The organism is Flavobacterium sp. (assembly GCF_046155325.1).
Taxonomy (GTDB): Bacteria; Bacteroidota; Bacteroidia; order Flavobacteriales; family Flavobacteriaceae; genus Flavobacterium.
This window is the reverse complement of record NZ_JBJXDQ010000176.1, coordinates 1-26,854: the sequence shown is the minus strand read 5'-3', so window position 1 is coordinate 26,854 and position 26,854 is coordinate 1. Positions and strand designations below refer to the sequence as shown.

24 protein-coding genes and 1 pseudogene are annotated in these 26,854 nt (G+C 32.0%); 14 read left to right on the top strand and 11 right to left on the bottom strand.

The annotated features are described in order from the left end of the window. Positions 1-380 (bottom strand): annotated as a pseudogene (locus ACKVOD_RS12080) (hypothetical protein); the annotation flags it as partial. A 180-nt stretch (positions 381-560) separates the two neighbouring features. Further along, a complete protein-coding gene (locus ACKVOD_RS12075) occupies positions 561-3,347 on the bottom strand; it encodes a carboxypeptidase-like regulatory domain-containing protein (protein WP_409209720.1) in 2,787 nt (928 codons plus the stop codon). A gap of 210 nt (positions 3,348-3,557) precedes the next feature. Between ACKVOD_RS12075 and ACKVOD_RS12070 the strand changes: the two genes are divergently transcribed. From ACKVOD_RS12070 to phoU, 8 genes are all read left to right on the top strand, one after another. After that, a complete protein-coding gene (locus ACKVOD_RS12070; RefSeq protein ID WP_409209719.1) occupies positions 3,558-4,241 on the top strand; it encodes a response regulator transcription factor in 684 nt (227 codons plus the stop codon). Positions 4,242-4,276: 35 nt separating this feature from the next. After that, the gene (locus ACKVOD_RS12065) at positions 4,277-5,329 is read left to right on the top strand and encodes a sensor histidine kinase (protein WP_409209718.1); all 1,053 of its coding nucleotides are present in this window, start codon (positions 4,277-4,279) and stop codon (positions 5,327-5,329) included. Between the two features lie 185 nt (positions 5,330-5,514). Beyond that, a complete protein-coding gene (locus ACKVOD_RS12060) occupies positions 5,515-6,804 on the top strand; it encodes a porin (protein ID WP_409209717.1) in 1,290 nt (429 codons plus the stop codon). Positions 6,805-6,833: 29 nt separating this feature from the next. Beyond that, positions 6,834-7,667 carry a phosphate ABC transporter substrate-binding protein PstS family protein gene (locus ACKVOD_RS12055; RefSeq protein WP_409209716.1) on the top strand — a complete coding sequence of 278 codons (834 nt, stop codon included), beginning with the start codon at positions 6,834-6,836 and terminating at the stop codon, positions 7,665-7,667. 33 nt (positions 7,668-7,700) lie between these two features. Beyond that, positions 7,701-8,942, top strand: coding sequence for a phosphate ABC transporter permease subunit PstC (gene pstC / locus ACKVOD_RS12050; protein ID WP_409209715.1), 1,242 nt, complete (start codon positions 7,701-7,703; stop codon positions 8,940-8,942). A 2-nt stretch (positions 8,943-8,944) separates the two neighbouring features. Beyond that, a complete protein-coding gene (pstA, locus tag ACKVOD_RS12045) occupies positions 8,945-9,889 on the top strand; it encodes a phosphate ABC transporter permease PstA (RefSeq protein ID WP_409209714.1) in 945 nt (314 codons plus the stop codon). A gap of 46 nt (positions 9,890-9,935) precedes the next feature. Further along, on the top strand, positions 9,936-10,694 hold the full coding sequence (gene pstB, locus ACKVOD_RS12040; RefSeq protein WP_409209713.1) for a phosphate ABC transporter ATP-binding protein PstB: 759 nt from the start codon (positions 9,936-9,938) through the stop codon (positions 10,692-10,694). A gap of 20 nt (positions 10,695-10,714) precedes the next feature. Then, positions 10,715-11,389: a phosphate signaling complex protein PhoU gene (phoU, locus tag ACKVOD_RS12035; protein ID WP_409209712.1), complete on the top strand. Its 675-nt coding sequence runs from the start codon at positions 10,715-10,717 to the stop codon at positions 11,387-11,389. A 14-nt stretch (positions 11,390-11,403) separates the two neighbouring features. Here the strand turns inward: phoU and ACKVOD_RS12030 are convergent, their stop codons facing one another. The 5 genes from ACKVOD_RS12030 to ACKVOD_RS12010 form a co-directional block, all read right to left on the bottom strand. Further along, positions 11,404-14,817 carry a hypothetical protein gene (locus ACKVOD_RS12030; RefSeq protein ID WP_409209711.1) on the bottom strand — a complete coding sequence of 1,138 codons (3,414 nt, stop codon included), beginning with the start codon at positions 14,815-14,817 and terminating at the stop codon, positions 11,404-11,406. 325 nt (positions 14,818-15,142) lie between these two features. Beyond that, a complete protein-coding gene (locus ACKVOD_RS12025; RefSeq protein WP_409209710.1) occupies positions 15,143-15,508 on the bottom strand; it encodes a type II toxin-antitoxin system HigA family antitoxin in 366 nt (121 codons plus the stop codon). 5 nt (positions 15,509-15,513) lie between these two features. Next, positions 15,514-15,807 carry a type II toxin-antitoxin system HigB family toxin gene (locus ACKVOD_RS12020; RefSeq protein ID WP_409209709.1) on the bottom strand — a complete coding sequence of 98 codons (294 nt, stop codon included), beginning with the start codon at positions 15,805-15,807 and terminating at the stop codon, positions 15,514-15,516. Between the two features lie 320 nt (positions 15,808-16,127). Next, positions 16,128-17,381 carry an aspartate kinase gene (locus ACKVOD_RS12015; protein WP_409209708.1) on the bottom strand — a complete coding sequence of 418 codons (1,254 nt, stop codon included), beginning with the start codon at positions 17,379-17,381 and terminating at the stop codon, positions 16,128-16,130. A gap of 63 nt (positions 17,382-17,444) precedes the next feature. Then, a complete protein-coding gene (locus tag ACKVOD_RS12010; protein ID WP_409209707.1) occupies positions 17,445-17,951 on the bottom strand; it encodes a GNAT family N-acetyltransferase in 507 nt (168 codons plus the stop codon). A gap of 152 nt (positions 17,952-18,103) precedes the next feature. Between ACKVOD_RS12010 and fbp the strand changes: the two genes are divergently transcribed. Continuing rightward, positions 18,104-19,123 (top strand): class 1 fructose-bisphosphatase, encoded by a 1,020-nt coding sequence (gene fbp, locus ACKVOD_RS12005; RefSeq protein WP_409209706.1) that lies wholly within the window; start codon positions 18,104-18,106, stop codon positions 19,121-19,123. Positions 19,124-19,139: 16 nt separating this feature from the next. Here fbp and ACKVOD_RS12000 read toward each other — a convergent pair whose 3' ends face one another. Beyond that, positions 19,140-19,571: a TerB family tellurite resistance protein gene (locus ACKVOD_RS12000; RefSeq protein ID WP_409209705.1), complete on the bottom strand. Its 432-nt coding sequence runs from the start codon at positions 19,569-19,571 to the stop codon at positions 19,140-19,142. Between the two features lie 186 nt (positions 19,572-19,757). Between ACKVOD_RS12000 and ACKVOD_RS11995 the strand changes: the two genes are divergently transcribed. Next, positions 19,758-20,357, top strand: coding sequence for a HupE/UreJ family protein (locus ACKVOD_RS11995; protein WP_409209704.1), 600 nt, complete (start codon positions 19,758-19,760; stop codon positions 20,355-20,357). A 3-nt stretch (positions 20,358-20,360) separates the two neighbouring features. After that, on the top strand, positions 20,361-20,789 hold the full coding sequence (locus ACKVOD_RS11990) for a deoxycytidylate deaminase (protein WP_409209703.1): 429 nt from the start codon (positions 20,361-20,363) through the stop codon (positions 20,787-20,789). A 15-nt stretch (positions 20,790-20,804) separates the two neighbouring features. Here ACKVOD_RS11990 and ACKVOD_RS11985 read toward each other — a convergent pair whose 3' ends face one another. The 3 genes from ACKVOD_RS11985 to ACKVOD_RS11975 all read right to left on the bottom strand — a co-directional run bounded on the left by ACKVOD_RS11985 (position 20,805) and on the right by ACKVOD_RS11975 (position 22,329). Beyond that, positions 20,805-21,440, bottom strand: coding sequence for an FAD-dependent oxidoreductase (locus ACKVOD_RS11985; RefSeq protein WP_409209702.1), 636 nt, complete (start codon positions 21,438-21,440; stop codon positions 20,805-20,807). 2 nt (positions 21,441-21,442) lie between these two features. Continuing rightward, on the bottom strand, positions 21,443-21,646 hold the full coding sequence (locus ACKVOD_RS11980) for a hypothetical protein (RefSeq protein WP_409209701.1): 204 nt from the start codon (positions 21,644-21,646) through the stop codon (positions 21,443-21,445). Between the two features lie 107 nt (positions 21,647-21,753). After that, positions 21,754-22,329, bottom strand: coding sequence for a MarC family protein (locus tag ACKVOD_RS11975; RefSeq protein ID WP_409209722.1), 576 nt, complete (start codon positions 22,327-22,329; stop codon positions 21,754-21,756). A 117-nt stretch (positions 22,330-22,446) separates the two neighbouring features. Here ACKVOD_RS11975 and ACKVOD_RS11970 point away from each other — a divergent pair, with 117 nt between their 5' ends. The 3 genes from ACKVOD_RS11970 to ACKVOD_RS11960 form a co-directional block, all read left to right on the top strand. Further along, positions 22,447-23,013 (top strand): DUF3109 family protein, encoded by a 567-nt coding sequence (locus ACKVOD_RS11970; RefSeq protein ID WP_409209721.1) that lies wholly within the window; start codon positions 22,447-22,449, stop codon positions 23,011-23,013. Between the two features lie 256 nt (positions 23,014-23,269). Beyond that, entirely contained in the window at positions 23,270-24,247 is a 978-nt protein-coding gene (locus ACKVOD_RS11965; protein WP_409209700.1) for a ribonucleotide-diphosphate reductase subunit beta, read from the top strand. A gap of 178 nt (positions 24,248-24,425) precedes the next feature. Then, positions 24,426-26,854 (top strand): ribonucleoside-diphosphate reductase subunit alpha (locus tag ACKVOD_RS11960; RefSeq protein ID WP_409209699.1); only part of this gene is annotated, 2,429 nt, incomplete at its 3' end.

The following is a 26,854-nucleotide window of genomic DNA, read 5'->3' as shown; positions in this document are numbered from 1 at the left end:
ATTGGAGCATCACCATACATTATTATTCCTGCCCAAGAACCAGGCAAACCAGATTTCTCGGTGCAAACAATCGGATCCGTAGCTGTCCCTTCCATTATTAATTTTCCTCCTTTTAAAACCACTATTGCATCATTTCCACCAAAACTGGCATCTGCTGTAATAGTAGTCCCTGCTTCAAAAGAGATTGTTACACCAGCTGGGATTTTAACATAACCATTTAAAGTATAGTTTCCATAAGCATAAGCCTTGCTTACTTGAACATCTGCATTACTGATTTCACCTACAACAGGTACTTTTACAACAGTATCTTCTTCACTACTTGAACAAGAATTTAAAAAAAGACTCAAAAGTCCAGCTAAAGCTAAAAATTTATTTTTCATTATATTTTGTTTTGATTTTTAATTAATACAAAATTAGTCTGATAATAATATCTAAAAGTTATGCAATTGTTACCATTACCACAATAAAGGTTACCAAAACGTTATGAATAAGTAGTTATGATTTCTCACAACAAAGCCCTAGTGTGAATAGGGCTTTGTTGTGATTATTTAATAAAACAATTAGAATGTATATCCTAAATTAAATGAAAATCCAACGCCTCTTTTAAAGCTTTTAACCGTTAAATCTTCTTCGGTTATCAGTACTTTACTTTCTTCACCAAGTTTAATTCTGTACACAGGATCTAAAATATTATCAACGCCTAATTTTAAATCCCAATTTTTACCTACTTTACTTGCCCAAACAAAGTCTAATTTATTGAATGATTGTTCATAATAATGATCCAAACCTGCAGTACCAACTGCATATATACGTTTACCATATACATTATAAACAAAGGTGATAGTGTTAGTCCAATCTTTGTTAAACTCGAAGTCATATTTTAGATCTGTATTTATTAACCATGGTGATGCTCCTTGTAAAGCACGATCAGGATTAGTTTCTAGAGCATTATCTTTTGCAATCGTAACTTTAGACTGCATTAATGAAGTATTGAATCCCAAAGAAAATTGAGACAAAGCATTTGAAATACGCTCTAATTGCAAATTAAACTCAAATTCTGCTCCCACTAAAAATGCTTTTTCAGAATTATCAAATGTGATTATTTGCCCACCGCTACCAGCAGTTGGTTGAAAGATTCTTTCTATTGGGTTTTGAATTATTTTAGAAAAAGCTGTTACTGCAAACAATTCTTTATTTGTTGGAAATAACTCGTATTTCAAATCAAAATTATAATTATCACTATTAATTACGTCCTTGTTACCATTAACAATGGTTCCATCTAAATTAACATATTCCACAGGAATCGCTTCCATTAATACTGGCCTTGTTATCGATTTAGACGCAGCAAAACGTAAATTAGATTTGTCATTTACTTTAAATTTAGCATTTAAAGTAGGTAAAATGTCTAATTTAGTAATTGTCTTTTTAAGGTAAGCACTTGGCAATGTTTGACCTAATTCACGATATTTTGTTTCTCTTATTGTTTGTTCAGCTCTAGTTCCAAAATTAAGTTCTAATTTTTCTGAAAGTCTAAAGAAAAAATCTATATAACCTGCATTGACATTTTCAGATAATTTGGTCTTATAGCTTTCAGCTGATCCTTCTCTATATGTGAATTTGTAATTTAAAATTTCATTGGCAAAAGTTGCATCTGGTGTATTAGTTAATACAGATACTTGACCCGACCCACCGCCTAAACGATTTGAAACCAAAAACCTAAATACTGATTCAACATTATTCATGTAGCCATTGTACCCAGCTGTAAATTTGTGAGCTTTGGTAAAATCTTCATTCCCAAATTTCCAACTGTATTCTAACAATCCAGCTATATGACTTTTACCATCAACATCAAAATATTGTCTAAATATGTTATTCCCTTCATAATTAATTAAGGTAGTTTGATCATCTGTTTTTACGCCTTTAAATGATTTTCGGTCTGGTTGTTCAAATTTATTTTTGGTGAACGAAACAGCTCCTTTAAGGTTATGCTTTTCATTTGAAGTTAATTTGTAATTTGCTTGTAGTTGGGTATTTAAATAATCTGTTTTTTCAAGTTGATTTAATCTGATGAAACCATTATTTGTTGGCGCACCATTAGTATATCCCTCTTGATTTTGAATCATGTTTTCGGTAGATTTTAAATAAAAGGTGTTTGAAGTTAAATCCAATCTAGTTGTTTTGAAATTTAATGTAACCAATGCCGAAGTATTCGAACTATACTTGAATTGTTCATTTTTCAAATCATTATCATAATTTCCTTGACCTATATTAAAAAACCGATCAACCCCATCGCGATACTGATATTTGTTTTCGAAATTTAATGACAATAAATATTGGAAAATATGGTTCTTTTTACCAACATTGAATTTTTCTGAATGCAAGATTCCAATTGAAGTATTCAAAGGTGATTTGGTTTCTTCAACATTGAAACCAGAATCAAAACCTGTTAATGCTTCATTAATTGATAATGTTTTGTTTGACGGAACTTTTCCGAACTCCGATGGCAATTGACGTTCTTCACCAGAAAAACCAAAAAAGTCTTTGGTTGAGTTTGCATCAGATGAAATAAGGAATTTTTTTAAATTGTTATTCGTTGTAAAACTAGTTCCAAAACTAATTTTGGTCATTTTTTTTCCCGCTCTTGAAGTAACAATGTTAAAAGTAGCTCCAGCAAAATCACCGTAAATATTTGGATTAAAAGTTTTAAAAGTCTCTAAAACACTAACAATATCAGTAGGAAAAATATCTAAGGGAATAATTTTTTTAAACGGATTATTTGAAGGTACTGCCAAGTCATTTATCAATAAATTGTTATACCGATCCTCAAGTCCTCTAACAAAAAGGCCTCTGCCATCAACTTTTGTAATTCCTGATATTTTGGTCAAACCATCTTCAACATCACTAACTCCTTTTCGAGCCATTTCTTGCGCACCGATACTTTGTTTAAAAACAACTGCATTTTTCTGGTCTAATAAAATAGCCGTTTCTTTTTCTCTATTTTTTGAAGCTCCTTGAACAACAACATCTTGTAGTTTATAACTACCAGAGCCTAATGCCTTATTTACAACTATAGTCTCACCTGCTTTAACAGTTATTGGCATTTCAATTGTCTCATAACCCACAAAACTATATTGTAGAACGTAATTTCCGACTGGAACATTAATCTGGTATTTCCCTTCGGCATCAGAATTAGTCGCTATTTTTTTGTTTTTTAGAATAATATTAACAAAAGGTAAAGGAGCATTGCTGAAGTCTTTGTCGGTCACAATCCCTTTGATAGTGCCTTTTTCTTGAGAAAAAGAAAGCGCAGAAACCAATAAAGCAATAAATAATAATCTAAGTTTCATTTTAATAGTATTTAATTTTTGCAAAGAACCCTCGCTTTTGTAAATAAAAAGTTAACTAAACATTACCATTTAAGATTTTAATATTATCAAATTGTTATCTTATTTAAATTAGTGCTTATCAATTTTAATACCTTTGTTTTATTGCTACATTTACCATCGGTTTAAATGATTTCATATCAAAATGATGTGAATTTTAAGTAATTATATATTATGAGCAAAAAAACAACAAAGATTTTACTGGTTGACGATGAACCGGATATATTGGAAATTGTAAGCTACAATCTCGTTCAAGAAGGTTTTGAAATTTTTACAGCATCTAATGGAAAAGAAGCGATATTAAAAGCCATAAAGGAAATTCCAGATCTTATTATAATGGATGTTATGATGCCCGAAATGGATGGCATGGAAGCCTGTGAAAATATTAGAAGAATTCCAGCTTTAAACCATGTAATCATTGCATTCTTAACAGCGAGAAACGAAGACTATTCACAATTAGCCGGCTTTGATGCAGGAGCTGATGATTATATTACAAAACCGATAAAACCAAAATTATTAGTCAGTAAAGTACGTGCCTTATTACGTAGAATAAAAGATCAAGACAAAAATAGCGAAACCATAAATATTCAAGGAATCGAAATAAATCGTGAAGAATACAAAATCATTAAAGACGATATAGTGATTGCTTTGCCTCGAAAAGAATTTGAATTATTTTACTTATTAGCATCAAAACCAGGAAAAGTATTTAAGCGAGAAGAAATCTTAGAAAAAGTATGGGGAAATGATGTTGTTGTCGGTGGAAGAACAATTGATGTTCACATTCGAAAATTACGAGAAAAAATTGGAGATCGATATTTTAAAACAATTAAAGGAGTTGGTTATAAATTTGAAGTGTAATTTTATTTAAATTTGCATCTTTAACTTACTTTATAATGAAAATTAACTTCAAAAATACCTATAAATTTGCCGTAATTTCGGCTTTATATATTAGTATTTTTAGCTGTTTCTTTTGTGGAATTTTACTAAAATTAATATTCAAAACACCATTAAACAACCTCATACTTTTTGTGGTAGTTTTTGGTTTCCTAATCTATATATTTTCATTTTTTGTTATTCAATATCGAGTAGAACGATTTATTTATCGAAGAGTAAAAAAAATATATGACGATATTTCGCTTTTAGAATCCAGTACTCTCATCAACAAACCCATAACCACTGATATGGAAGCCCTAACGAGTGAGGTCAAAAAATTTGCCACCAATAAGAAACTAGAAATCGAAATGCTCAAGGTTCGAGAGGCGTACCGAAGAGAGTTTCTTGGAAACGTATCTCACGAACTAAAAACCCCATTATTTACAGTTCAAGGTTATATTTCTACCCTGCTTGATGGCGCAATGGAAAACAAAACTATTCGAAAAAAATATTTAAAACGAGCCGAAAAAGGAGTCGAACGACTCATATACATCGTAGAAGATTTAGACATGATTACCAAACTAGAAGTTGGTGATTTAAACTTAGAAATCACACCATTTGACATTGTAAAATTGGTTCGAAATGTGTTTGAATTATTAGAGTTGAAAGCCGACAAAAAGAATATTACTTTAGCTTTTAGTAATTATCATATTCAACCTGTTTTTGTGATTGGTGACCAAGATAAAATTCAACAAATGGTTGAAAATTTGATTGTTAATTCTATCAAATACGGTAAAGATGGCGGAATGACTCAAGTAAGTGTAAAAGACTTGACGGCAAATAAAGTTTTAATTCAGATAACTGATGACGGTGAAGGAATTGAAAAACAACATATACCTAGACTTTTTGAACGGTTTTTTAGAGTAAATAAAAGTGGTTCTCGAAACGAGGGAGGTTCTGGGTTAGGACTCGCTATTGTAAAACACATTATTGAAGCTCACGACGAAAAAATATATGTAGAAAGTGAATTTGGCGTTGGCACAGAATTTTCGTTTACCTTAAAAAAAGCATAAGTTTTTTTTTAAAAAATAACCAACTCACATAATTGATTATCAAGTTTTTAAAATTAAAAAAACCTAAAATTTACAAACCAAACATAGGCTTAACAATTATTGTTAATTAGATAATATTGACTTAACATTAACTTAACATTAAGATTTCATCTTTGCACCATAAAATTAATCAATACATTAAAAAGATGAAAAAAATTATTTTAGCGCTTCTGCTTCTAAGCGTATTTATTACAAAAGCTCAAGAGATAGATAAAAATAAAATTTCAATAGAAGTTATACGAATTTTTGACTCCATCAACAAAGAAAAACAAGCTGAAAAAAGCAAACTTGAAAAAGAATTGTGGTATAACAAAATCGGATTACGAGGTTATGTTCAAGTAAGATATAATGGTTTGTTTTCAACGAACGACAAAGTGGCATGTGATCAATGTGATAAATCTTGGGGAACTACTTCAACAGCCTTAGATGCAAAATCCAATAATGGCTTTTTTATAAGACGAGCCCGAATGATTTTTTCTGGACAAGTACATCCTAATGTATATATTTATATTCAACCGGACTTTGCTAGTTCACCATCAACAGGAGCGAATCATTTTGCACAACTTAGAGACGCTTATTTTGATTTGTCTATTGACAAAAAAAGAGAATATCGATTTAGGGTTGGACAAAGTAAAGTGCCTTATGGCTTTGAAAATATGCAATCAAGTCAAAACAGATTAAGCTTAGATAGAAATGATGCATTGAATAGTGCAGTAGCGAATGAACGTGATTTAGGCGTTTTCTTTTATTGGGCACCCGAAAAGATAAGAGAACGTTTTGCTATGCTTATTAAAGATGGATTTAAAGGTTCAGGAGATTACGGGGTTTTTGCATTTGGTGTCTATAACGGACAAACAGCCAATAGATCCGAAGCTAACAGGAATTCACATATTGTGACTAGAATTAGTTATCCATTTGTAATTGGAAGTCAAATAATTGAGCCAGGTTTACAAGCATATTCAGGAAAATGGGCTATGTCAAGTACAGATATTGCAACAGCGTCTTCATTAGATAAAAATTATTTAACAGATCAAAGGGTTGCTGCATCATTTATATTGTATCCAAAACCATTCGGTGTTCAGGCAGAGTATAACTTTGGTAAAGGCCCACGTTATGATAAGGTTAACAATTTAGTTGATGTTTCTAGTTTAGAAGGTGGTTATGTAACTTTGAACTATAAATTAGATTTGCCAAATCATAAATATTTGTATCCTTTTGCTAAGTTTCAATATTATGACGGTGGTAAAAAATTTGAAAAAGATGCTCGAAGTTATGTGGTTAGAGAATATGAATTAGGGTTAGAGTGGCAGCCATTCAAGGCTTTTGAATTAGTAGCAGAATGGGTCATATCAGATAGAACATTTGAAGATAGCGCACTCAAAAACAACAGACAACAAGGGAATTTATTGAGATTACAAGCACAATTTAACTTTTAAGAATAAAATATAAACATTAAATTTAAAAAATGAAAGCAACAAAATTTAAAATCACAGCTGTATTAGTAGTCATTATGGCTATTGGATTTTCGTTTACAACCTTAAATAAAATAACTATCAAAGGTTCGGATACAATGGTAATTTTATCACAACAATGGGCAGAAGCTTACATGAAAAAACATCCAGAAACTACAATTCAAGTAACCGGTGGTGGCTCTGGGGTTGGAATAGCTGCTCTAATTAATGGCTCAACCGAAATTGCAAACTCAAGCCGTCCGATAAAACCTGCTGAGCTAGAAAAAATTAAAGCAAAATACAATAAAAACAGCATTGAAATTGCCTGTGCCAAAGACGGTTTGTCTGTTTTTTTAAACAAAGGAAATACTGTTTCCGAATTAACTGTTGAACAAATAGGGGCTATCTTTTCAGGAAAAATTACAAACTGGAAAAAAGTTGGTGGAGCAGATGCGGAAATTCAATTGTATGGTAGAGAAAGTAGTTCAGGTACTTTTGAATTTTTTAAAGAACATGTTGTTAAAACAGATTTTTCACCATCATGCCAGACTTTACCTGGAACTGCAGCTATTGTAAATGCAGTCAAAAAAGACAAATATAGCATCGGATACGGTGGTGCTGCATATGCAGAAGACGTTAAAGATTGCAAAGTAAAAAAAGATGCTAAAAGCAAAGGTGTATTACCAACAGAAGCAACAGTACGTAATAAAACGTATCCAATATCAAGATATTTATACATGTACATGAAATCAAAACCAACCGGAGAAACAAAAAAATTCATCGATTGGATATTAAGTTCAGAAGGACAAAAAATGATTGTAACAGTTGGTTATTTTCCTGTAAAATAATATAATTAGTTATTGAATACTTAATTCAAATTCATGAATCCATTACTTCAAGAAAAAAATAATTTTACCAAAGAAAGCCTGAAAAAACAATTCAGGCTTTCGGAGTTTCTAGCAGAAAAAATTATTTCGACCGTTGCATTTATATCTATTAGTATCATTGTTTTGATATTTGTTTTTGTTTTTAAAGAATCATTGCCATTATTTAACTTTAGTAATACTGCAAAAGAAAAAATTGAAACCGTAACAAATACAGGTGCCAAAGCTGAAACTTACGGCGAAACAGAAACCACAACTACAACAGAAATTGCTCCTGAAACCTATGGATCTCCTACTGAAGATCTAGCGCCTGAAAGTTATGAAACTAAAACAGATGATTTAAATCCAGTATCGGAAGAGACTAGTTCAAATGAACCTGAAACCTATGGTGTGGCTACTGAAGATTTAAGCGTGGACACAAAAGAAAATCAAGGAACAAATCTTGACGATAAAAGCTATACAAACAATGAAGGATCCAATAAAACATGGAGTACTTTTTTTACTTCTGAATGGGTTCCTGTATCGGATAATCCACGTTTCGGATTACTCGGGTTACTTATAGGAACTTTAAAGGTGACTCTAATTGCCATGCTATTTGCTGGCCCATTAGCTGTATTAGCTGCACTTTATACTTCTTGTTTTGCCTCCAAAAGAAGGAAAGAAATTATTAAACCTATTATAGAAATGCTCGCTGCTTTTCCATCGGTTGTAATTGGTTTTTTTGCCTTAATGGTTTTAGCTACTTTTTTTCAAGATGTATTTGGATATGACTCTAGATTAAATGCTTTTATTGGTGGAATTGCCATGGCTCTGGCCGCGATTCCAATTATTTATACCATTGCCGAAGACGCCCTTACAGCAGTGCCAAACACTTTTACTGAAGCAAGTTTAGCTCTCGGTGCGAGTAAATGGCAAACCGCATTTTTTGTGACATTACCAGCCGCAACTCCAGGAATTTTTGCAGCATTACTTTTAGGAGTTGGACGGGTTTTTGGCGAAACAATGATAGCTTTAATGGCTACTGGAAACGCCGCTTTATTATCATCAAATCCTTTTGAAAGTGTTCGGACATTTGCCGCAACAATAGGTTCTGAAATGGCTGAAACCGTTTTTGGAGAAACCCATTATAGTGTTTTATTTTTTATAGGATCACTCCTTTTCATTTTTTCTTTTGCCTTAAATGCGATTGCAGAATTCTATGTAAAAGGTAAATTAATCAAAAAATTTCAAGGTAAATAAAAATGAAAAAAAACACAAAAGTAGTATCCTCTGATTTTTTTTCTAACAAAAAACAAGGAATAGATATAAAATCAAAACTAATAATCGGAACTACTCAAGTAGCTGTATTGCTAATAATTAGCATTCTTTTTGTAATATTAGGAATCATTATTTATGAAGGTCGAGAGAAATTTTCATGGGAATTTATCAGTTCATTTCCAATAAATGGAATGACAGAAGGCGGGATATTTCCAGCCTTGATAGGTACTTTTATTTTGGTGGTTGTTATGTCTATTGCAGCAGTGCCTTTTGGAACAATAACAGCCCTTTATTTGACAGAATATGCCAAAGAAAATTCTAAAATTGCGGCAGCTGTTCGCTTTTCTGTTCGAACTTTAGCCGTAGTACCTTCTATAATATTTGGACTTTTTGGACTTGGTTTTTTCATTCAGTTTTTAGGAACCGGAATGGACAAAACCTTTTTCGGCGGCGAATTGCATTGGGGACAACCCAATATTCTATGGGCAAGTCTTACAATGTCATTATTAACATTACCCGTAATTATAGTTTCTGTAGAAGAAGCTTTAAAAACAATTCCAAGAGAGTTGCGTGAAGCCAGTTTAGCATTAGGTGCTACCAAGTGGCAAACCATAAAAAACGTAGTGCTACCTGGATCAGTTTCAGGAATTATGACAGGAACGATTCTCGCAGTAAGTAGAGGCGCTGGCGAAGTAGCACCCATTTTATTTACCGGAGCAGCCTATTATTTAGCGACTTTGCCAGAATCTTTGAGCGATCAATTTATGAATTTAGGATATCATATTTACATCATGTCGACACAGTCGTCAGATGTTGAGAAAACCATGCCTATTCAGTTTGCAACGACTTTAGTATTATTAATATTGACCTTATCACTAAACCTTGTTGCCGTTATTATTAGATCTCGAATTAGACGTAGAGCAAAATAATTTAGAGATCAAAAACAACTAATTTTTTAGACCTAATAGAATTAAAATGAAAGATTCAAAAATAGAAGTTAAAGATTTATCCTTATACTATGGAGAAAAAAAGGCATTAAAAGAAATTTCACTAGAGATACCCCGCAACAAAGTTACCGCTTTGATTGGCCCTTCAGGTTGTGGAAAATCAACTTTTTTAAGATGTATAAATAGAATGAATGATTTGATCCCAGAAGTAAAAATTACTGGGCAAATGCTGGTTGAAGGTGTTGATATTTATGATAAAAATGTAGACGTTGTTAATATTAGAAAAAAAATTGGAATGGTTTTTCAAAAATCAAATCCTTTTCCAAAATCTATTTATGAAAACATTGCTTATGGCCCAAAAATCAATGGCATTAAAAACAAAACACAATTAGACGAAATAGTAGAAACATCTTTGCGACAAGCCGCAATATGGGAAGAGGTTAAAGATAGATTAGGTGATTCAGCTTTAGGCCTTTCTGGCGGACAACAACAACGTTTGTGCATAGCCAGAACCTTGGCAGTCAGTCCAGATATTATTTTGATGGATGAACCAGCGAGTGCATTAGACCCAATTTCTACTTCAAAAATTGAAGAATTAGTACACCAGTTAAAGGAACAATACACTATTATTATTGTCACTCATAATATGCAACAAGCGGCAAGAACCAGCGATTACACCGCTTTTTTCTATCTGGGGGAATTAATAGAAATTGGCAAAACAAATACTATATTTACAAAACCAATACAAAAACAAACCGAAGATTATATTACTGGTAGATTTGGTTAACAATTTTTAAAATAAAAAATATGACAACCCGTTTTGAAATTGAATTAGAAAAATTAAAAGAGATTATTACTAAAATTGGCGCTTTGGCCGAGACACAAGTGGGCGAAGCGGTAAAAGCAATTTTATCAGAACCTATAGAGGGTAAAGAAGTTAAAAAAACAGAGCAAAAAATAGACAAACTGGATGTGAAAATTGATGAAATTTGTCAGACTATCTTTGCCTTACAGCAACCTGTGGCTTCTGATTTGAGATTTATTATGTCGGCGATGCAAATTAGTAATGAGATTGAAAGAGTTGGTGATTTGTCAATGAGTATCATCAAAAAAACCAAAAGCATTAAGGACAAACATGATTTGATTGCTAAGTTTGAAATTAGTGGGCTAGCGCGTGAAGTTGAACTTATAATTACTAAAACTAATACTTGTTTTTTAACAAAAGAAGAAAATAGTATTAACGAAATTTTTGTTTCCAATAGAGCCATTAAGAACAAAACTGATGTTGCTGTTCATGCAATTATTAATGAAATGAAGTCTAATCCCAAAGTTGTAGTATCGGGAACTAACTTGGTTTTAGCATTGAAACATTTAGAACGTATTTCTGAACATTGTACCAATATAGCAGAGTCGATTTTTTTTATGATTAACGCTAAAATCATAAAACACGAGAAATTTGACGAATTAGAAGAAGAAGAATAGCCCTGTAAAATCAATTAAAAATAAGCTCTCAATTGAATATTCCCAGTATGAATGGCTTGAGAAGTTTCGCTTTTTCGCCCTTGATAATTAAAGTTTATATCCAAGAACTGAGTTAATTTTTTTTGTAATAATAGTCTCCAAGTCAAGTTTTGTCCTTTTTGTAAACCCTCGAGCATCTGAAAACCAACAGCGGAAAGTTCATCTCCCTTAAACTTATTCTGATAAAAAGAAATCTCACCGTTCAAGATTATATTCTTTTTACCTACAAAAGAAAAAGAAGTGCCAAACCTATTTTGCACTAAAGTTTCAAAACTTCCATTTTTATTTTTTTTGCTTTGTAATTCGTAAAAAACATCCCAACTGGTGCTTTTAGAAAACAAATAACTCACTTTTGGAGTCCATTGAAAGCCTCGAATATCATAGTTTTTTTGGGCAAAATTCTCTGAAACAATAGCCGTTTTAATCGTTTTTGTAAACAACCCAAACAACCAACTTTTTTGACACAAATGAGAATATTGTAACTGCAAAGAACCGTTTTTGGCTTCCTGTGAACCAAAAGATAATAAGCTCGTTGTTTTGTTTTTTAGATACGTAAAGGTGACCGAATGATTTTGTTTGCCCCGATTAAAAAACAAACTGTTCCTAAAACTAGAATTTAAACCTAGCACATTTTCGTTAACAGTGCTAAAAGGATTAAGATCAAAGTTATCTCCGTTACTCTTGATTTTTCTGTCGATTATAAAAGAGGCTTGATTGTAAAAATGAGAAAAAAACTTTTTAATACCTTTCCCATTTTGCCACTGAATGGAATTTAGTGTGACCGCTTGCGAAAATTTATTCTGATGCGTTTTTATATAAACTTGATTAGGCAAATAGATTCTAATATATTTTGCTTGATCAATAAATGGTGCAATTTCAAATTCCTGCAATTCTTGAATTCCATTAGCATTATAATCATTCCAAGTATACACCCCTTGTCCTAACTCAACTTCTAAATAAGTAAATTCCTGTTGAGGAATTGATCCTGAATTTGTCTCAAATGCTGTTGAAGATTGAATTAATTGTTTGAAAAAACGATCGTTATATAGTATTCTTGAATTTAACGAAGATTCTTTTGATTTCAAAGGATCATCATAATTCAAGGTTCTAAAATTGACATTTAGAGTTAAATCACTTTTTGTGGTTTGAATTAATTTAGATTTAAGTTGGTAGGTTTGAGAATGATTCACTCTTTGAAGATTGCTGTTGATTAGGCTGTCATTTACTCGTTTGAAATATCCTAATTCTACATATACTTTTGTACTATCTCCTCGACCTACAACAAATCCGTACTCGGAAAAACGTTGACTTAAACGCGATAATAGATTGGTGGATTTTATTTTTTCTTGATTATTTTCAAGCCTCGTACTAGAACCTATCCAATATTTTTTTTGATGAAATCGAATTTGGGATTGATTTCTAAAAAAGTTAGAAGTAGATAAGTTTGAATCACTATTTAAATAACTTCCTTGATTTTGAATATTCCATTTTTTGAATTTGAAATTCGCATTAACATTATGACGATTCCCTGAAAAGGTATTCGTATAATTTAATTTTTCAAACTGATATTCTAGCTTTCCTTTTTCAGGCAAAGCAAATTGTAAGCCTGAAACCAAAAAACTTTGATCACTAGAATCAATTGTCCCTATATTCCAATCTCTCTCAAATTCGATATTATATATACGTTCAATGGTGCTAAATTTTTTCTGGATGAATTGATAATTAGCAAAAGCATCTAATTTCCATTTTTTTGAAAACAACCGTTGCTTTGCATTTATTTTTCCTGCAAAACCCTGATTGTTAGAATCCTCTAATGAGGAGAATAAGTTTTTATCGTTATTACTGATTCCCATTTCAAAGGCAATTGTTGTTTTTTCGAAAGGATTAATTGCTCCTAAAAAGGTAGCGACCTGAATTTTTGTTGGAGCAATTAATTGAATATTGGGTTCATAGTTTCCCTGCGGAATTGCATTTATTGGCTCAATATATTCATATATTCGGCTAATACTGTTTGCATTTTTTACTACGTAATTCCCTTTGTTTGCTCCCACAAAACTGAACTTAACATTATATAATTCATCCAAAGGGTTGTTTGAATATTCGAAAAAATCAACCCCGTTAAATTGGATTTTTTTATACAATATTTTGTTATCGGAATAAGAATCTGGATAGGCTGATGGTGAAACCATTAGATTTGAATTATCACCTGCATTGGCTAAGAGTAATGCTTGTTCTTTAGAAAGACTTTGCTGTAATGGCTGATTTTTAAGATCACTTTCTGAATATAAATAACTGCTAAAACTCCATTTTTTAGATTCATGAGATCCACCTGCATAGGTAACAAATCGAGAGTAATTTCGGTCCGAATATTGATATTCAATAGCAATTCTCATTTCGGAAGTAATAGTAAAAAGCGCTGTAAATAGTATTTCTCCAGCATTATAATCAATGATGTAATCATTATTCTCTCCTCGTTTTAATAAATTGCCATTAACATACACCCTTTCTGAACCAGAGACCACTACCACATAAAGTTCTCCGTTTGTCCCCTTTAATTTATAGGGTCCTTGATTTCCTTCTTGTCCAGTAAAATTACTTTTAGCATATTGGCCTCTAACCAACGAAGCCGAAGCAAAAACATTATTCGTGTTATTTTCAGACCCAAAATCAAAATTGGTCGAAATTCCTTGTACTTTTTTGTTAAAATTTAAAAATTGGGTTTTCTTATTTTCTAAAAAAACATCTCCAGCCCTAATGGCCCATTTGTTGCTAAAAATCTCCATAAACACATTGTCAAATTGATCTAATCTTTGAGAATAACCACCGTTCTGCAAGGGAATATTGCTGTCTTGTAAAGAAGCCCTTAAACTCACTTTTTCGGATAGTTTTCCAGAAATCTGTAGGTCAAGATTTGAATTTAAAACTGCATTTTGATTATTACCAATGGTGACTCCTCTTGTAATACTGCCAGAAGTATTAAGACCCTCAAAAGGAATGGCTTTTTTAGTACTTATATTTTCAATTTTATATAAACTTTCAGTAGTAACATCGTTACTAAGCTGACGACTAGCGTCATAAATATGATACTCTTTGGTTAAAAAATCAGGAAATTTTAGATAGTGAACAGTTAGAGAATCCGATTCTAAAGGGAAGTTTTTTTTCAAAATTAAGAGCCCTTTTTCAAAATTAACACTGTAATAGCTTGTGTCAATAGCTATTCTTTTTGAGTCTAGTACTTTAAAAAAAGTGGTGTTTAAATTCTCTTTATCAATTTGAATACTGTCTTTTTCAGTACTGATTTTTTTGGTATTATATAAATAATTTACCTCCTGAGCATTCATCTCAGAAAAAAATAATAACACCATTAAAAGCAAGACTTTTTGAAACATAAGAATATAACTCTAAAGTACCAAAAGTAGTATTTAAAGTTGGTAATTTTAGGAGTAAGTATTCAAGTCAAAATTGATTTATTTTGACTTGAAATGTTCAAATACAAAAAATAAAAACCACAAATTAACAAAAATATCTGTCATTTTGTGGTAAAATATTAGTTAGTTAAAAATAGTTTTTCCTTTTCTTTTACAATTAACTTAAAAAAAGGGTCTGGCTAAAGATTTTTAATTTTCAGCTGTGCAGTCAGCACTGCAACATGTTTCTCGTTTTTTAATAAGACTTCCTAGAGGGAGAGTAGCTCTATTCTTTTAGAACAAAAAATTAAATCCCCAAAACGATTATAGGATCAATATCTAGTTTTTGACTGATATCTCTAGCAGTTTTTAGGGGAGGCTCACTTTTACCGGTTAAATACTCACTTACTCTTGATGTGCTAACTCCTAATAATTCTGATAAACGTTTCTGGTTTAACCCTCGCTCATACATTCGCAACTTCATCGCTTCTACAAGTGTAGGTGCTTTAATTGGTTCGTATGTTTCTTCGTAATCGGCTACCATATCAGAAAGTAAATCCAATTCGATATAATTTTTATCATTAGTTGCAGTTGTATTGTCAACTATAGTTAACAATTCCTCGATACGATTTGTTATTGCAGTGTACTCTTTTTTTGTTTCTATTGTTCTCATAGTTTCTAAATGTTTGAACAGTCTATTTTATCATATTCTGAATGTGTTCCTATAAATCGAATATACACTTTACTGGAAGCGAAAATTATAATGGCGACAAGCCGAAAATCATTTCCTTTGATATTGAAAACATACCTATTATTGCCAATATAATCTACAGAATTAAATGTTTGTTTTATATCCGATAAAGTATTCCATTCACTCCTTTTGATTTTAAAATACCAATCTCTCAATGCAACATCTGAATTAGAATGTTTTTGTGTAAAGTCTTTAATTTTTGTAAACGTTACTATTCTCATTGGCTTAAAATCTATTGCAAAGATATAAATAATTTTAATAAATAGAACTTAATTACAAATTACGGGATTAATTGAGTATTGTTCTACTCGAAAGTACTCAGTCAGCGTAATTGAATAAGAATGTATAAACCCAAATTTTAATGAAATTGTATGAAAAATAATAGAGAGAATTTAGGTATAATTAAAAAACCACAAATTACTTCGTCTGTTTTCCCTTCGGTCTTAGGGAACAATTTTAAAAATCTGTAAATTGGCGGTAAATTTAAAAAAACCTTTTTTTTTATCTCTCCCTTTTTAGGAAGTTTATCTGAGAGGATTTATCATTCCTTTATTACAATTTGCATGGTTTCACGACTTACTTGTTTCAGTAAAACTGTTTTGTTTTCTTCAACGGTTTGTGCCGCTTTTTCGTCGAAATGGCGAATGGTATAAAGTGTAACATTTTCGACAAAATCTACTTTGAATTTTTTTGATAAAATAGCATTCAAATCATTAAAATTTTCAAATTTATCTTCAACACAAACCGAAAAACTAATGGCTGAATTCTGAATTAGATTTACTTTTAATTTAAAATGGTGAAACAAAGCAAAAATCTCGCTAATGTTTTCTTCCATGATAAAAGAAAAATCAATAGAAGAAAGAGAAATTAACAATTGACTTCTTTTGACAATAAAACAAGGTAAATACGGTTCTAGGTCTGCTCCCTTGGCAACACTTGTGCCTGGTGATAAAGGATTTATAAATGATTTAACATACAAAGGGATTTCCTTTTTTTGTAGTGGTTGTAATGTTTTTGGATGAATTACAGTAGCACCATAAAATGCTAATTCAATAGCTTCGCGATACGAAATTTGGTTTAATAAACTAGCATTTTCAAAATAGCGTGGATCGGCATTCATTACTCCCGGAACATCTTTCCAGATGGTTACACTTCCTGCATTTAAACAATAAGCAAAAATGGCAGCCGTATAATCTGATCCTTCACGTCCCAGAGTGGTTGTGAAATTATTCTCGTCAGAGCCTAAAAAACCTTGGGTAATATTCAAAATTTTACGCTTTACATTTTTAGAAATGTTTTTTTGAGTTAAGACCCAATCTACTTCGGCATCTCTATAATTAGAATTTGTTTTGACAAAGTTTCTTACATCAAGCCATTGGGTTTTGATGCCTTTAAAGCTCATATAATGACTTAGGATTGTTGTCGAAATCAATTCGCCATAACTCACAATCTGATCGTAAACAAAGTTATAATTAGGTGATTTGTTATGTGACAAGAAATATTCTAAATCAGAAAATTGATTGTTTACTGCTGAAAAAACGTCGGCCTTTTCATCTTCAAACAAGTCTAATAAGATTTGGTTGTGGTATTTTTTTATATCTTGAACAGAAGAATTTAACTCTGCTGATTTATCAAAATAGTTTTTTATTACTAGTTCTAATGCGTTGGTCGTCTTTCCCATTGCAGAAACTACTAATAAGACATCTTCATAACCCGCTTTTTGTAATACGTCATAAACGTTTTTAATTCCATCGGCGTCTTTTACAGAGGCGCCACCAAATTTGAATACTCTCATTTTATTTTTAATTTCAGCTTTCGGATATCAAACCGAAGGCAGTTTATTCTTTTTGTTACTAATTTATTTCAATTTATTTTTTAGAAAATAATTGATTGCGTCCTCATCCATCTGAGCTACTCTCCAATCATCTAATAATTTTGCGCCTGATTTTTGATAAAATTCAATAGCATTTGTATTCCAATCCAGAACATTCCATTCGATTCTTCTAACCTCATCTTTTTTACCTTGCTTGATAATTTCTGAATATAAGGCGTAACCTAGTCCCGTTCCACGCATTGAATCTTTAACTATTAAATCCTCTAGGTGAATAGTTTTTCCTTTCCAGGTGGAATATCTGTAGTAATAAAATGCTATACCTACAATTTCTTTAGAAATACTATTTTCAATTGATTCTTTCGGAATTTCAGCAACAAAAACATAGAATAAAGGTGTTGGTCCAAAACCATCTCGAATCAAATCAGCTTCGGTAACCACAACAGCATCTGGCTCTTTCTCAAAAACAGCTAATTCATAGATTAAAGCTAATACAGCTTGCATATCTTCTGGCTTTGCTTTCCTTATATTCATAATTTATGAGCCTTTAAATTAAAATTAATGCACTTTTAATTTATAATAATTGGCAAATATACAATACTGCCAAAGTAAATTAAATAGTATTCAAATTGTTTTCACAAAAAACCCGACATTTGTGACTTGATAACAACTACAACGATTTCGAAATGGAAGAAAGCAACAAAACATTAGGTGAATTTATTATAGAGAATCAAAGTGCTTTTCAATATTCTTCTGGTGAATTATCCCGAATAATCAATTCCATCAGACTAGCCGCCAAAGTAGTTAATTACAAAGTAAACAAAGCTGGATTAGTCAATATTATTGGTGCTGCTGGAGAACAAAATATTCAAGGAGAAGAACAGCAAAAATTAGATGTTTATGCTAATGAAATTTTTATACAAACCTTAATTAATAGAGAAATTGTATGTGGCATAGCATCCGAAGAAAATGACGATTTTATTACTGTTGAAGGTAATGATAATTGTCATAATAATAAATATGTAGTCTTGATGGATCCTTTAGATGGCTCATCAAATATTGATGTAAATGTTTCTGTAGGGACAATTTTTTCAGTTTATAGAAGAATTACTCCTATTGGAACGCCTGTTACCATCGAAGATTTTTTACAACCCGGAATTAACCAAGTTGCAGCAGGTTATGTGATTTATGGAACTTCGACTATGTTGGTTTACACCACAGGACATGGCGTTAATGGATTTACCTTAAATCCAGCTATTGGAACATTTTATTTGTCACATCCAAATATGAAATACCCATTAGATGGGACTATTTATTCTGTAAATGAAGGTAATTATGTTCATTTCCCTCAAGGTGTAAAAAATTATATCAAATATTGTCAAACCGAAGAAGAAGATAGACCTTATACATCACGGTATATAGGCAGTTTGGTTTCTGACATTCATAGAAACATGATTAAAGGAGGAATATATCTGTATCCAACGAGCACAAAAGCCCCAAAAGGAAAATTACGATTATTATACGAATGTAATCCTATAGCTTTTATTGTAGAACAATCTGATGGAAAAGCATCGGATGGTTTTAATAGAATTATGGAAATTCAACCCACAGCATTACATGAAAGAGCTCCGTTTTTCTGCGGGAGTTTTAATATGGTTCAAAAAGCAGAAAAATTTATGCTTGAGGCTAAATTGAGTAAATATTAGTAATTACAGTGTTTTTTTATTTATTCATGTGTTCAATTTCATAAATAAAAGTCTCTAAGTCAGCTTTTTTGTCAATTAAAACAAGTGCTTTGCCAACAATATAATTCACGTTTTCTGGAGTAAATCCTAGTGCTAAGCCAAGTTTTTTCAATAACTTATCTTGTTTGTCTCCTAAATGATGATCTAGATGAACCATTCTTGCTAAATCAAAAAGTCTTTCTAATCTTTCTGTTCGCAAGTAAGGTGGATTAATAGGATACTTTAATGGATTATCTATAATCTCTTGATACTCTGAATTTGAAATATCAAGATTTTGCGCCAGCTTGTCTAAAAAAAGTTGTTCTTCTTTATTAATATTACCGTCGGCTAATGCCACACGAGCAATGGCAGAAAAATGACCTTTGTTTCTTTGTTTGAATTCGTTATCGAATAAATCTGAAATTGACATAGTAATTGTATTTAGAGTGTTAACAAATTTAATTCATATTTCAGTTTTTTGAAACTAATTAACACTATTTTTCAATTTAAATGAAGATAATTTAAAATACTGATTCTGTATTTATTAGCATCTATTTCTTGATTTTTAAAAATAAATTGTAATTTTGATTTTCCCTATTATTAAAAACATTTGTTTATGACAGATTTCTGGATTTATTTCGAAAATGGCTTTCGGCATGTTCTAAACATTTTTGCTTGTAAACACATCTTATTGCTGATAGCATTAACCGCACCTTATGTTTTTAAGGATTGGAAAAAACTATTGTTATTAGTTTCTACTTTTACATTTGGTAATTTGATTGCATTATTACTTTCCTTTTTTGGCGTTATAATTATAAAAGGCAATATAATACATTTTTTAAGTCCCGTTATTATTCTGTTGGTGGCTCTATTTAATATTTTTGGCGCAAAAAAATCTTCAAAACAAGGAAGTTTAAATCTATTTGGATTGATTACAGTATTAATAGGAATTATTCATGGTTTAGGTTTTTATCATTATTTTGACAGCATTACTAAAGCCAGCTTTCTATCAAAATCGGTTTCCGCTTTAGAGTTTTCTTTAGGTATAGAAATAGCTCAAATTATTATAGTACTATTGATTTTATTATTTTCCTATATCTTTCAATCGATTTTTAGATTTTCAAAACGTGATTGGATATTGATGTTATCTTCCTTTATAATTGGCGTAGTTTTGCCCATGATTATAAATAACGAGATTTGGAAAAGATTATATTAAAAAATGGAAAATAAAAAATTAAATAAATACGACAAGGCTTACCTTAGAATGGCTCGAGAATGGAGTCAATTGTCCTATTGCAAACGAAAACAAGTAGGGGCAATAATAGTTCGTGATCGAATGATTATATCTGATGGTTACAACGGAACACCATCCGGTTTTGAAAACTGTTGCGAAGACGAATCAGGCTTAACCAATTGGTATGTGCTTCATGCAGAAGCTAATGCAATACTAAAGGTGGCTCGTTCTACCCAAACCTGTGATGGGGCAACGCTATACATTACGCTTTCTCCTTGTAAGGAATGTAGCAAGTTAATTCATCAATCCGGGATAAAAAGAGTGGTCTATCAATCAGGATATAAAGACACTTCAGGAATAGATTTTTTAACAAAAGCGGGTGTTATTGTGGAACAAATCGAAGATTTAGATTAAATAGCTTCTAATGCTTCACCTAATACTATCATGTACATGGGTCTGAACGCCCTCATTCCATAAAGTAAGAATATCAGTTGCCACGGCAGCTCCGCTTCCTTCAGCAATAGTTACTTGGCTTCTAGTTCCTGCAAGTGTTCCTATTACATAAATCCCTTCGGTAACTTTATGATCTTTGTTTTTTAGTTGTATTCTTTGTTTTTCGGGAATTGCTTTTCGATGAGGTTCAAGATATTGCAATAAGCCATCAATTGAAAAAGTGTTTGCAGAACCAATTCCTACAACATCTATTTTTGATTGATAACTGTTTTTGTTGGTGATAATAGTAAATTCAGGAAACGAGGACGACGGGCAAACTGCCGAGGTATATTCACCTTCAATTTTCAAAACTTTTTCACTTTGAATTTGGTCGATATGAGGGTAGATTTTTGATAAATGCTGAATACTCTCCGTTAATAATTCCGCACCTAATGTTCCAGGAGCAATGCCATAGGCATTGTTGATAACGGCTTCTTGAAGCGATGAATTTTTTTGATGAGAAATAATACCTATTTTTTTATCATATGCAAAAGGTTTGTTTTGAGCTGAACCCAAAACTAGCGCACAAGAAACTCCTGAAACGCCACCTCCAATAATAATAACATCAAACACAATTAAAGTTTGTCGTTCATTTTCTCTTCAATTTTCTTTGACATTTTAAAAATCAAGAGGATTAAAACGGCGCAAAGAGAAGCGGCAATACCAATAAAAGCTACCATACTATTGCCTTCTAAAAGGTGATTGAAATCAAGGAGACTAATATTAAAAACAATTAAAGCTAGAGCTAGGCACACTAAAACATTAGTAAAGATTTTCATAAACAATAATTTTTAAAGAAAACATAAATTTTACCACAACTATATCATTCAAAAATTTTATGTTATTTTGACAGAAAAGCTGAGATGTAAATTTATAATAAAATATTTTACAGAAATAAATCTTTAACATTAGCGGCGAATAATTTAACAGCAATTGCCAAAAGTACCACTCCAAAAGTCTTTCGAATAACTCCCAATCCATTTTTACCTAACAATTTTTCAATTCTAGAGGAAGACTTTAATACGATATAAACCAAAATAACATTTAATAAAATGGCTATAATAATATTGACGGTTTGAAATTCTGCTTTCAAAGACAATAAGGTAGTCATTGTTCCAGCACCAGCAATTAATGGAAATGCCAGCGGAACAATAGACGCGGAACTCGCCGCTTCATCACGGTATATTCTAATTCCTAAAATCATTTCTAATGCTAAAAAGAACAATACAAAAGATCCAGCTACAGCAAACGAATGCACATCGATGCCTATAAGATTTAAAAATTCTTCTCCTATAAATAGAAAAATAATCATTATGAGAGCAGAAGCAATTGATGCTTTTTCAGATTCGATATGACCATGTTTTGTTCTCAAATCTAAAACAATAGGTATGGTTCCAACAATATCAATTACCGCAAAAAGAACCATGCCAACAGTAATTATTTCTTTAAAGTTTAATTCCATAATATTTTGATTTACAAGAATTATGTAAAAGTAATCCATTTTTAGATTAAAAATTAAACTCACAATTTTTTCATGAGATTAAAGCTAAAATTAATATTTGAGAAGTATCTTTGCAGTATGTTTCAACTAGGAAAAACCATTGTCTCTGAGGATATTCTCGAAAAAGAATTTGTCTGCAACTTATCAGCTTGCAAAGGCGCCTGTTGTGTAGATGGCGATGCTGGCGCACCGCTAAGTGAAGAAGAAACTAAAATCCTAGAAGCCATTTATCCAAAAGTGAAACCCTTTCTTCGTAAAGAAGGTATTGCTGCTATTGAAGCTCAAGGGACTTGGACAGTGGGAACTGATGGCGAAATTGGAACACCTTTAATTGATAATAAAGACTGTGCCTATGTCATTTTTGATGGTAAAACGGCACTTTGCGGTATCGAACAAGCCTACAATCAAGGCGAAGTCGATTGGAAAAAACCGGTTTCCTGTCATTTGTATCCTATTCGAGTTAAAGATTTTACCGAATTTGCAGCGGTAAATTATGATAAATGGGAGATTTGTGACGATGCCTGTTCTTTAGGCAAGGAACTTGAAGTACCAGTATATAAATTTGTAAAAGAAGCCTTAATAAGAAGATTTGGCGAAGACTGGTACTTAGAATTAGAACAAGTGGCTCAAGATTTAAAAAAATAATATTCTAACTGATTATTTTAACTATCTGAATTTTTTTGAACGCTATATTTTATAGTGCCTTACACGTTTTTTATTTTTTAAAATACTCACATTCAGCATTTTATTAAGTTTAGGAAAAATAAACTTTTTTTAATAATTTGTTAAAAACTCATTCCTATTGTGAATAAGTTTGACTTTTTAAAACCATAAGAATTCACAATCTTTGTAGTCGACGAATACATAATTATTCGTTAAAATTTCAAAATAAAAAAAAGCAATGTCGCAATTAGAACCAATCTTACAAGAAAACAAGAATCGTTTCGTGATTTTCCCTATCAAACATCAAGATATTTGGGAATGGTATAAAAAAATGGAAGCCAGTTTCTGGACTGCCGAAGAAATCGATTTATCCCAAGATTTGAATGATTGGAACAATAAATTAAGTGACGACGAAAAATATTTTATAAAACACATCCTTGCTTTTTTTGCTGCCTCTGACGGTATTGTAAACGAAAATCTTGCTGAAAATTTTGTAAATGAAGTACAATATGCAGAAGCCAAATTTTTCTATGGTTTTCAAATAATGATGGAAAACATTCATAGCGAAACTTATTCGCTATTAATTGATACTTATGTAAAAGACGAGGCTGAAAAAGACGATTTATTTAATGCCTTGGATGTTTTTCCAGCCATTAGAAAAAAAGCTGATTGGGCTTTGAAATGGATAGATTCAGATTCTTTTGCTGAAAGATTAATTGCTTTTGCAGCCGTTGAAGGAATATTCTTTTCAGGAGCATTTTGTTCTATTTATTGGTTGAAAAAAAGGGGATTAATGCCTGGATTAACTTTTTCAAACGAACTAATTTCTCGTGATGAAGGAGTACATTGTGATTTTGCGGTGCATTTACACAACCACCACTTAGTAAATAAAGTGCCTAAAATCAGAATTAAAGAAATTATTGTAGACGCGTTAAATATTGAAAGAGAGTTTATTACCGAATCACTTCCTGTAAGTTTAATTGGGATGAATGCGACTTTAATGACTCAATACCTTGAATTTGTTGCCGATAGATTATTGGTAGAATTAGGTTGCGAAAGAGAATACAATACCGCAAATCCTTTTGATTTTATGGATATGATTTCATTGCAAGGAAAAACAAATTTCTTTGAAAAGAAAGTAGCCGAATATCAAAAATCAGGAGTGATGAATACCGACTCAGATGCTCAAAAAATTAGTTTCGACGCTGATTTTTAAAATATAAAAGTATAAAGACTTACAAGTTTTCAAAAATTACTTAATTCTCTAATCAATTAGAATTAGGACAATTTCCATATTTTTGATGTGGAATTAACCCGGGATTAGTTTCCCAAAAAATATTACAAATTCACCAAAATAGAGAAGGGATTTTCTATTTTAAAAAACAGACAAGATTATGTATGTAGTAAAAAGAGACGGCCACAAAGAGCCCGTAATGTTTGACAAAATCACAGATAGAATTAAAAAACTATGTTATGGTTTAAATGATTTGGTTGATGCCGTGAAAGTGGCAATGAGAGTAATTGAAGGGTTATATGATGGCGTTTCAACTTCAGAATTAGATAATCTTGCAGCCGAAACTGCAGCTTCAATGACCATTGCGCACCCAGATTATGCGCAATTAGCAGCGAGAATTGCCATTTCAAATTTGCATTCCAATACCAAGAAATCGTTCTCAGAAACGATGAACGAAATGTTTTATTATGTCAATCCTAGAAATGGGCTGAAAGCACCATTACTATCTGAAGAAGTCCATAAAGTAATCATGGAAAATTCAGAGTTTTTAGATTCACATATTATTTATAATAGAGATTTCAACTACGATTACTTTGGATTTAAAACTTTAGAACGTTCTTATTTGCTTAAAATAAATGGTAAAATTGTAGAGCGTCCACAACATATGTTAATGCGTGTATCGGTTGGAATACACCTAGATGATTTGAAATCAGTGATAGAAACGTATGACTTGATGTCAAAAAAATTCTTCACACACGCTACCCCAACTTTATTTAATGCCGGAACACCAAAACCCCAAATGTCATCTTGCTTCCTTCTTGCTATGCAAGACGATAGTATTGACGGAATTTATGATACCCTGAAACAAACTGCCAAAATATCACAATCTGCTGGTGGTGTTGGTCTTTCTATTCACAATGTTCGCGCAACAGGTTCTTATATACGCGGAACAAATGGTACTTCAAACGGTATTGTGCCTATGTTACGAGTTTTCAATGACACCGCAAGATATGTAGATCAAGGTGGCGGAAAACGTAAAGGAAGTTTTGCTATTTACATTGAAACTTGGCATGCTGATATTTTTGACTTTTTAGATTTGAAAAAGAATACCGGTAAAGAAGAAATGCGCGCCAGAGATTTGTTCTTTGCGATGTGGACTTCTGATTTATTTATGAAACGTGTCCAAGAAGATGGAATTTGGACGCTCATGTGTCCTAACGAATGTCCTGGCTTGTATGACGTTCATGGTGAAGAATTTGAAAAAATGTACACCGATTACGAAAAAGCTGGAAAGGGTAGAAAAACCATAAAAGCACACGAATTGTGGGAAAAAATTCTGGAATCGCAAATCGAGACGGGAACTCCTTATATGCTGTACAAAGATGCAGCCAATAGAAAATCAAACCAGAAAAATCTTGGAACCATTCGGTCTTCGAATTTGTGTACTGAGATTATGGAGTTCACTTCCAAAGATGAAATAGCGGTTTGTAACTTAGCATCTCTTTCGTTACCCATGTTTGTAGAAAACAAAAAATTCAATCACGAATTGTTGTTTACTGTTACCAAACGAGTTACCAGAAACTTAAATAAAGTCATCGACAGAAATTACTACCCAGTAATTGAAGCCGAAAATTCAAACTTACGTCACCGACCAATAGGACTAGGTGTTCAAGGTTTAGCCGATGCCTTTATCATGTTGCGTTTGCCTTTTACAGGAGATGAAGCCAAGAAATTGAATCAAGAAATTTTTGAAACTTTATATTTTGCAGCAGTAACCGCTTCGATGGAATTGGCAAAAGAAGAAGGTCCTTATTCTACTTTCAAAGGATCGCCAATTTCAGAAGGAGAGTTCCAACATAACCTTTGGGGAATGAAAGACGAAGAACTTTCAGGACGTTGGGACTGGGGTTCATTAAGAAAAGAAGTGATGGAACACGGGGTGAGAAATTCACTTTTGGTTGCGCCAATGCCAACTGCTTCGACTTCGCAAATTTTGGGTAATAACGAAGCATTCGAACCGTATACTTCTAATATTTATACTAGACGAGTACTTTCGGGAGAATTTATTGTAGTCAACAAGCATTTACTAAATGATTTGGTAGAACGTGGACTTTGGAACGAAACCTTGAAACAAGAATTAATGCGTAACAATGGTTCAGTTCAAGATCTGGATATTCCGCAAGATTTGAAAGAGTTGTACAAAACAGTTTGGGAAATGTCGATGAAAGATATTATTGATATGTCACGTCATCGTGGTTATTTTGTAGATCAATCGCAATCGTTGAACTTGTTTATGCAAAACGCCAATTACTCTAAATTGACTTCTATGCACTTCTATGCATGGCAATCTGGATTAAAAACCGGAATGTACTATCTAAGAACTAAAGCAGCGGTAGATGCAATCAAGTTCACTTTGAACAACGACAAAAAAGCAGAACCACTAGAAGTTACTGAACAACCAGCTACGGAACAAACGTTACAGCCTATTGCCGTTTTAGACGAACCCGCAGAAATGTCATTGGAAGAGTATAAAGCCATGATCGAATTGGCTAAAAATGCTGGACCTGATGATTGTGAAATGTGCGGTAG

Bases quoted from the DNA above. Each gene is read 5' to 3' on its own strand.
- ACKVOD_RS12075 (WP_409209720.1), bottom strand. From the start codon at position 3,347: ATGAAACTTAGATTATTATTTATTGCTTTATTGGTTTCTGCGCTTTCT.
- ACKVOD_RS12070 (WP_409209719.1), top strand. From the start codon at position 3,558: ATGAGCAAAAAAACAACAAAGATTTTACTGGTTGACGATGAACCGGAT.
- ACKVOD_RS12065 (WP_409209718.1), top strand. From the start codon at position 4,277: ATGAAAATTAACTTCAAAAATACCTATAAATTTGCCGTAATTTCGGCT.
- ACKVOD_RS12060 (WP_409209717.1), top strand. From the start codon at position 5,515: ATGAAAAAAATTATTTTAGCGCTTCTGCTTCTAAGCGTATTTATTACA.
- ACKVOD_RS12055 (WP_409209716.1), top strand. From the start codon at position 6,834: ATGAAAGCAACAAAATTTAAAATCACAGCTGTATTAGTAGTCATTATG.
- pstC (WP_409209715.1), top strand. From the start codon at position 7,701: ATGAATCCATTACTTCAAGAAAAAAATAATTTTACCAAAGAAAGCCTG.
- pstA (WP_409209714.1), top strand. From the start codon at position 8,945: ATGAAAAAAAACACAAAAGTAGTATCCTCTGATTTTTTTTCTAACAAA.
- pstB (WP_409209713.1), top strand. From the start codon at position 9,936: ATGAAAGATTCAAAAATAGAAGTTAAAGATTTATCCTTATACTATGGA.
- phoU (WP_409209712.1), top strand. From the start codon at position 10,715: ATGACAACCCGTTTTGAAATTGAATTAGAAAAATTAAAAGAGATTATT.
- ACKVOD_RS12030 (WP_409209711.1), bottom strand. From the start codon at position 14,817: ATGTTTCAAAAAGTCTTGCTTTTAATGGTGTTATTATTTTTTTCTGAG.
- ACKVOD_RS12025 (WP_409209710.1), bottom strand. From the start codon at position 15,508: ATGAGAACAATAGAAACAAAAAAAGAGTACACTGCAATAACAAATCGT.
- ACKVOD_RS12020 (WP_409209709.1), bottom strand. From the start codon at position 15,807: ATGAGAATAGTAACGTTTACAAAAATTAAAGACTTTACACAAAAACAT.
- ACKVOD_RS12015 (WP_409209708.1), bottom strand. From the start codon at position 17,381: ATGAGAGTATTCAAATTTGGTGGCGCCTCTGTAAAAGACGCCGATGGA.
- ACKVOD_RS12010 (WP_409209707.1), bottom strand. From the start codon at position 17,951: ATGAATATAAGGAAAGCAAAGCCAGAAGATATGCAAGCTGTATTAGCT.
- fbp (WP_409209706.1), top strand. From the start codon at position 18,104: ATGGAAGAAAGCAACAAAACATTAGGTGAATTTATTATAGAGAATCAA.
- ACKVOD_RS12000 (WP_409209705.1), bottom strand. From the start codon at position 19,571: ATGTCAATTTCAGATTTATTCGATAACGAATTCAAACAAAGAAACAAA.
- ACKVOD_RS11995 (WP_409209704.1), top strand. From the start codon at position 19,758: ATGACAGATTTCTGGATTTATTTCGAAAATGGCTTTCGGCATGTTCTA.
- ACKVOD_RS11990 (WP_409209703.1), top strand. From the start codon at position 20,361: ATGGAAAATAAAAAATTAAATAAATACGACAAGGCTTACCTTAGAATG.
- ACKVOD_RS11980 (WP_409209701.1), bottom strand. From the start codon at position 21,646: ATGAAAATCTTTACTAATGTTTTAGTGTGCCTAGCTCTAGCTTTAATT.
- ACKVOD_RS11975 (WP_409209722.1), bottom strand. From the start codon at position 22,329: ATGGAATTAAACTTTAAAGAAATAATTACTGTTGGCATGGTTCTTTTT.
- ACKVOD_RS11970 (WP_409209721.1), top strand. From the start codon at position 22,447: ATGTTTCAACTAGGAAAAACCATTGTCTCTGAGGATATTCTCGAAAAA.
- ACKVOD_RS11965 (WP_409209700.1), top strand. From the start codon at position 23,270: ATGTCGCAATTAGAACCAATCTTACAAGAAAACAAGAATCGTTTCGTG.